The organism is Halomicrobium sp. HArcht3-1 (assembly GCF_058933345.1).
On the sequence record NZ_JBZYDM010000005.1, the window covers coordinates 298,043 to 304,290 of the forward strand.

The following is a 6,248-nucleotide window of genomic DNA, read 5'->3' on the forward strand; positions in this document are numbered from 1 at the left end:
TATCTGCCCCGTTGTGTCGCATAGCGCTTTCGGTTTCGTGACGGGACGGGAGTCGGTAAGCGGTCGGAACGGAGGGCTACTCGCTGTTGGTCGTCCAGTAGTCCGCCAGTGGCCCGTCGATCCCTGTCAACTGGACCCACGCCTGAGAGGTGATGCCGAGGATGATAATCGAGGCGACTGCGGATTCGAGTGAGAGGATCGTCTGGCTCAGCAAGAACAGCGGTGACCGAAACGTCGCATCCGGCATGAACTGCCCGAGAAGCATGCTGAACCCCAGATTGATCGCATACGGAACGACGAGTACCGCACCCAACCGAAGGCGGTTCCCGGCGACGACGCGCCAGCTCCGGCGGATGGCCGACAGGACCGATTCGTCGCGGACCGTGATCTCCTGTTCGATAAACGCGAACGTCACCAGCACGAACACGGCCGGAAGCAGGGACGCCAGAAACACGGGGACGAGGAGGAGTGGCGTGTACCACGACCCGACGAGTGCCGTCTGGAGCGATGCTGGCAGCACGAGCACCGCCGCGGCGATGCCGAGAAGGACGACGATCACACTGAGGAACGTGAGGGCGAACACGGCAAGCATCTTGCAGAGCGAGGCGGCGAACAGTCGGAGCGTCGCCCAGCCAACCCGACGGAACAGCAGTTGTTCCGGGAGGTGCGTGCGCCCGTCGTCGACGAGGGCACGGACGGCCACGACCTGTATCGGCACCGTCAGGATGCCGCCGGTGAGTCCACCGAGAAAGGCAGCGCCCGCCGAGGCCAGCGTCGGGAGGGTCGTGCCGGGTGCCGGCATCCCGGAGGACGGTGCCGTGGCAGTCATGCCGAGGGGAACGTACGTCGTCGCCAGCACCCAGACGAACACACCCTGCAGGACACTCGCACCGAAGAACGTCGCCATGAGGACGACGCCGTTTCGTGAGAGGGCACGCGCGAGACCACCGGCGACTGTCTGTCGAACGTGGAGGGCCATGCGCCGGGATTTGTGAGCCCGTGAATTCAATCCTGCGGCGTTTTTCCGAGCGAGAAAAATCGGGGATGGGGAACAGGCCGGTCCCGGAGGGGAGGCTACTGACAATCCGAGGTGGCGGGGACCGGCATCTGGAGCGACGGCCGGGAGATAATAAAGGATGGGCGGTCGTTTTCTGACCTCGAAAACGAGTGGTGGGTATTAATTAGTCCACACGGAAGGGTCCACTGTGAGTGAGGACCCCTCTGACGAGGCTATCTTCGCGCTCCTCGACGACGAGTACGCACGGGAGATCCTTACTCAGACGAGCATCGAACCGATGTCAGCAAAAACTCTGAGCGACCGATGTGATGCCTCCTTGCCCACGATCTACCGGCGCACGGAGCGACTCATCGACTGTGACCTGCTCGTGGAACAGACGAAAGTCCGGGAGAACGGCCACCACTACAGCGTCTTCGAGGCACGCCTCGATCGCCTGACTGTCGAACTCGACGAGGGAGACCTCTCGGTGACGATCGACACGGATGCGCCGACAGACCCCGCCGACCGCTTCACCAGTCTCTGGGAGGGGATCTGACGTGCTACAGACCGCCGGCACGGAACTGTTCCTCCACTACCTCGCGCTCCTGGCGGTGACGCTGCTCGGTCTGGTGCTCGGTCTCGCCATCGTGTTTCAGGCCTACCGCGGGTATCGGCGCAACGACAGCAAGCCGATGCTGTGGCTCGCGGTGGGACTGGCCTTGCTGACGGTCGTCCCGTTCCTCGTCTCGCTGACGGTCGCGTCCGTCGGGACCACACTGGGTTTTGGCTCGGTCGTCTACACCTACTACGTCCCGATCCTCACCCGAACGATCGAGGTCGCCGGACTCGCCAGTGTCCTGTACTCGCTTTACCGTCGGTCCTGACTCGCCGTCGGCTACCTGTCGAGGACGATCACGACGGGGTGAGAAATCGCTGTGTCGACCGCCGTTACCGTTCCCGACCGGCAGTTCGAACTGCGTTCGGGCATCGTGAGGACGAGGCGCTTCGTCTGGGCGTCGCCGACGCGTATCGGACCATCGAGCGGATTCGTGCCGTCCACGAACTCGACCGGGACGAGAGCCTCCGGGTCGCGCGTGACCGAGAGCGGGATCGAGGCGACGACCCGCTGGAAACGCCTCTCGGACGCGTTGCTGAAGATCCGGCTTTTCTGCTCGCGGTCAGTTGTCTCGCCGTTGTCGCACCGGATTTCACGAACGGTGTCGGCAGCGTCCCCGGAATCGTCGGTGCGGTCGTGCTGGCCGCGGGACTGCTCATCGTCGGCGTCCGGTCGGTGAAATGCGACATCGTCCCGGCGGGACGGGCGCTGTATCGGGACCCACAGACGGTGCTTCGAGCGGTCTGGGAGCGGGTGTGACGGACCACCCGGATCGGCAGAAAGAACCGCGACCGTCCGGCGGTGTCAGGCGGTGAATTCGTCGTAGACTGCGACGGAGAACGTCAGCATGAACGCCGAGACGACGGACCCGACGACCGCTGCGAGGAGACCAACGGCGGCGACGAGTGGCATCGAGAGCGACGGCAAGCCGTAGGCCACGGCTGCCTCGGGGGTCGCGAGTAACGAGAGGCCACCGTAGACGCCACCGACGAGACTGCCGAAGACGACGGCAACCACCAGATAGCCCACCGTCGCCAGCAGGTTCGCACGGACCACGTGGTAACTCCGCGTGAACGCAGCGATCGCTGACTCCCCGTCGATGACGACGGCTTGGCCGTAGAACTGCACGAAGAACGCGACGACGAGGTACAGGACCACCGCGATCCCGACGACGGCGAGAAACACCGTCCCGACGGTGCCGTGGGCCAGCAACGCCCCGAAGCCGGCGACGAAGGCGATCCCACCGATGACGCTGTTGACGACGAGCAACAGCAGGTACGCGACCAGCAGTTGCACGTAGTTGGCCTTGCCGGCTGCGACGAACCGCGACAGCGAACTGCGAGTCCGAAGCGCCTCGTCGGCCATCCCGAACATGCCGCCCTGAATGAACGGCGTCGCGAGGAGCAAGACCCCGGAGACGCCGAGCGAGAACAGCGCCGACACGAGCGGAGCCGTCGACTGCAACAGCAGTTGTGGGAGTAGCAGTACGAACACGATCAGTTGGGGGACCAACAGTCCGGGGGCACGTTTGAGTGCGCCCGGGGTACGTTGGAGTGCTTGGAGGACACTCATACACGGGGTGAGAAGGCCGGAGGGTATAACCCCCGACGCCGTTTTTCTGATTCAGAAAACCGTGCCTACAGGCTCCCGCTGGCGACGGGCGACCGACCGTGGCCGCGCCGTTCGGCGAGCCAGCCACCGAACCGGCCGGCAAGCGCTCCGAAGAGTATCAGGAGCGCCAAGAGCACGGCTCCGAGTGCCACGACCAGCATGACACTGACGGCCTGGAACCACAGCGGATTCGGGGCCGATGGGATGCTCTGGAGCAGGCCGACGAGCGCCCAGAGCGCCGGACAGCCACCGACGAGTGCGGCTCGAATCCCGGTCGCAGTACTGTTGCCGTCGCGGCGCTTGACGAGATAGCCGGCGAGGAGACTACCGAAGACGAACGCTTCGAGCGTCATGCTCTCGGGGGACCGCCACGCTTCGAGCGCGGTGAAGGGCGCGGCGAGGAGGCCGCCGAGCAGGGCGTATTTCCACGTCACCGAGAGGTCGATCTGGAGGGACATCGAGAAACTGTTCGTTCCCTGCCATTGTTAATCTGTCCGTGTGTCGGAGTCGCTGTGAAACACGGCCGGAGGCACGGAGTGCCGTGGCGACCTACGTGAGCAACACCGTGTTGCCCATCCCACGGCGCTTGCGCTCGACGAGATCTCTGGTCTCTAAACTGTCGAGTGTCCGGCTGACGGTCGCTTTCGAGAGGTCCGTCCGGTCGACGATCTCGCTCTGAGGTAGGACGCCGTCGGCGTCGAGTATCGTCCGGTACACCACTGCCTCGTTGCTCGCGAGCCGTTCGGAAACGGTCTCCCACTCCGCTCGGCGGGCGGCCAGTAGCTCGTTGCTCGACGCGTCGGTCGCCGCCGAGGTGTGCGGGTCCGCGCGGTCGGTGTCGACGCCGGACCCCGCTGTCTGACCGGCGCTGCCGAGGAGCGTCGCGGCGCTCGCACCGGCGGCACAGGCCGCGATAGCGATGGCAGCCACGTCGGGGAGTGTGAACCACCAGCCCAGCGTGCCGACCCGCGTGCGCTCGCCGGCAGCCGCGACGACGGCCGGTGTCGCGTGCAGGAACTGTGTGACGAGGACCGCCGTGGCGGTGACGAGGACACCGGCGGCGACTCGCTCGACGCGTGGACGGGTCATCGGCCACCGCCATCGAGTCGGACGAGCGATTCGACGGTCTCGGTGCGGAGATCGACCACGGCGCTGTACTGCGGTCCGGTGTCGTTCGGCGTCACGACGACGAGCACGCGGTCGTCGCTCCAGCCGGACTCGCGTCGCTCGAAGACGACCGTGTCCTCGCGGTGCCTGACAGTGAACGCGGACGCATTGGGGGCGAGTGCCGTCCGCAACGACGCGTTCGGCGTGGCCCCCACGACCGCGGCGCGGTCGCTGGCGAGACCTGTCGGAATCCGACGGACAGCGAACGCCGCGCCGTCCGTCGCCGGGATGTCGCCGCCGACGGTCTCGGCGGACGTGACGATCCGCTGTGCCCGCACTCGCGTCCGGGTCGCCACCGCGCGTGGCTCGCGGTCGACGGTTCGGACGACGTGATAGCCGTCGTCGCGGCTGATCTCGATTCGATCGACCGTGCGCACGTCGTCGACGAGGACGCGGTGGCCGTCACCGGTCGTTGCGACGAGCGCGCCGTCCTCCATCGCGATGTCGTGGGTGTCCTCGGGGAGGATACCGCTGGCAGTGCCAAAGACAGCGATGCTGGCGCCGAGGACGACCAGCGAGAGGACCAGCGCCAGCCGGGAAGGGGGGACCAGAGGCATAGTTCGTTCTCGAAAGATCGACGGTATGAATCTGATGGTTTCCGGCGTTTTCACCGCGTGAAACGCCCGTGAAACGCGTTTCACTCGTGTTTCACAGCTGTTTCCAACGGTGATTTACAAGGGCTTTCCGGCAAGCCACGAGTGCAGCAGTCGGGCCGACCGCTCGCGACCGACAGCGACGCCGGTCCCCGTGGCCGCCCTGCGGGTCCCCGCTCGGCTGTTGTCGAGACAATCATGAGACGACACGATCGATTCGAACGGAGTGAGCGGCATGGAACGTGACCACAGACTCGCGATGTACGCCCTCGGCATCTCGGCCGTCCTGCTCGCAGCCAGCGGCGTGGCCGTCATTGCAGGTGCCAGTCTGTCCCCCGGGCCAGCAGCCGGTCCCGGCGAGACGAACGCGACGACGGACGGCGACCAGCAGGTCGACGAGACGCTGACCGTAACAGACAGCGACGAATACACCGTACAGGAGGCACAGCGCACCTGTAGCGGTGTCCTCCGCCTCGACAGCCCGGTGCGAAACAGTACCACCCATCGGGTCGGAGACGTGACCGTCACGCTGGTCACGCACCACGAGCGTGGGGCGGTCGACGAGATGGGACGCCAGCGACTCGCCGACCTCGTCGTCGAAGCGACGGGCGACCGTGCAGGTCTCGACGAGTACAGCCGACTCGAAGTCACAGTCAATCAGTACTACGAGTCCACGGCGCGTACGGAACCGCTCGCCATCGCCGGCGTCCACGTTCGGCCCGTCGGTGACTGCCTCCCGTCGGTTCGGGGGACGGTCGACGTCGCCAACGAGACGGTCGATGTGCGGACAGTCCGTGCGGACCTCGACGACGTTGACCTGCGCTACACCGACGAGATCGGTGTGCTCGAAGAGGACGACCGCGACCTGATAGAGCGCCTCGTCGTGGCCGACGGGCAGGCGAGCTACAACGTTCGCGCACACCTCGACGCCACGACGTTGGCGGCGACTGTCACGGAAGCGACGGCCGACGGCGAGGTCGACATCGAACTCCAGCGCCCTGACGGGAACGGGAGTACGGTCATGCTGACCGTCGACCTCGATGCGGAGACCGTCGTCCGCTCGTGGGTCGAGGTTCAGATCGACGAATCGAACGTCCAGATGGCCGACAGAGACGGCCGGATCGACGCCAACGACACGGCCGAACCCATCGCGATCGACCTCGACGAGTCGAACGTCACAGTGGTGAACGCCACGAGCGGATAGGTCCCGCGCCACGACGAACAGCGGCGTGTCGCCGCGCGACGAAACCGATTCGGCCCAGCG

General features: G+C 65.8%; 9 protein-coding genes. 4 read left to right on the forward strand and 5 right to left on the reverse strand.

Features of this window, described 5'->3' with window-relative positions; all coding sequences use genetic code 11:
• Window positions 1-76: 76 nt before the first annotated feature.
• Window positions 77-979, reverse strand: coding sequence for a DUF7847 domain-containing protein (locus AC5FRW_RS11245; protein ID WP_493568549.1), 903 nt, complete (start codon window positions 977-979; stop codon window positions 77-79).
• A gap of 226 nt (window positions 980-1,205) precedes the next feature.
• Between AC5FRW_RS11245 and AC5FRW_RS11250 the strand changes: the two genes are divergently transcribed.
• The 3 genes from AC5FRW_RS11250 to AC5FRW_RS11260 are packed head-to-tail and all read left to right on the forward strand — an operon-like array spanning window position 1,206 to window position 2,372.
• Window positions 1,206-1,553, forward strand: a complete 348-nt coding sequence (locus AC5FRW_RS11250; protein WP_493568550.1) for a helix-turn-helix domain-containing protein — start codon at window positions 1,206-1,208, stop codon at window positions 1,551-1,553.
• 1 nt (window position 1,554) lies between these two features.
• On the forward strand, window positions 1,555-1,881 hold the full coding sequence (locus AC5FRW_RS11255; protein ID WP_493568551.1) for a DUF7521 family protein: 327 nt from the start codon (window positions 1,555-1,557) through the stop codon (window positions 1,879-1,881).
• Window positions 1,882-1,919: 38 nt separating this feature from the next.
• The gene (locus tag AC5FRW_RS11260; RefSeq protein WP_493568552.1) at window positions 1,920-2,372 is read left to right on the forward strand and encodes a hypothetical protein; all 453 of its coding nucleotides are present in this window, start codon (window positions 1,920-1,922) and stop codon (window positions 2,370-2,372) included.
• A 45-nt stretch (window positions 2,373-2,417) separates the two neighbouring features.
• On the opposite strand, the gene AC5FRW_RS11265 is transcribed toward AC5FRW_RS11260, so the two are convergent.
• The 4 genes from AC5FRW_RS11265 to AC5FRW_RS11280 all read right to left on the reverse strand — a co-directional run bounded on the left by AC5FRW_RS11265 (window position 2,418) and on the right by AC5FRW_RS11280 (window position 4,948).
• Window positions 2,418-3,185, reverse strand: coding sequence for a DUF7847 domain-containing protein (locus tag AC5FRW_RS11265; RefSeq protein ID WP_493568553.1), 768 nt, complete (start codon window positions 3,183-3,185; stop codon window positions 2,418-2,420).
• A 65-nt stretch (window positions 3,186-3,250) separates the two neighbouring features.
• Window positions 3,251-3,682 (reverse strand): DUF5518 domain-containing protein, encoded by a 432-nt coding sequence (locus AC5FRW_RS11270; protein WP_493568554.1) that lies wholly within the window; start codon window positions 3,680-3,682, stop codon window positions 3,251-3,253.
• 91 nt (window positions 3,683-3,773) lie between these two features.
• Complete coding sequence (locus AC5FRW_RS11275; protein WP_493568555.1) at window positions 3,774-4,313, reverse strand: helix-turn-helix transcriptional regulator; 540 nt, start codon at window positions 4,311-4,313, stop codon at window positions 3,774-3,776.
• Window positions 4,310-4,948 carry a hypothetical protein gene (locus AC5FRW_RS11280; protein ID WP_493568556.1) on the reverse strand — a complete coding sequence of 213 codons (639 nt, stop codon included), beginning with the start codon at window positions 4,946-4,948 and terminating at the stop codon, window positions 4,310-4,312. The genes AC5FRW_RS11275 and AC5FRW_RS11280 overlap by 4 nt, the downstream gene beginning before the upstream one ends.
• 271 nt (window positions 4,949-5,219) lie before the next feature.
• Here AC5FRW_RS11280 and AC5FRW_RS11285 point away from each other — a divergent pair, with 271 nt between their 5' ends.
• Window positions 5,220-6,188 (forward strand): hypothetical protein, encoded by a 969-nt coding sequence (locus tag AC5FRW_RS11285; RefSeq protein ID WP_493568557.1) that lies wholly within the window; start codon window positions 5,220-5,222, stop codon window positions 6,186-6,188.
• Window positions 6,189-6,248 lie beyond the last annotated feature (60 nt).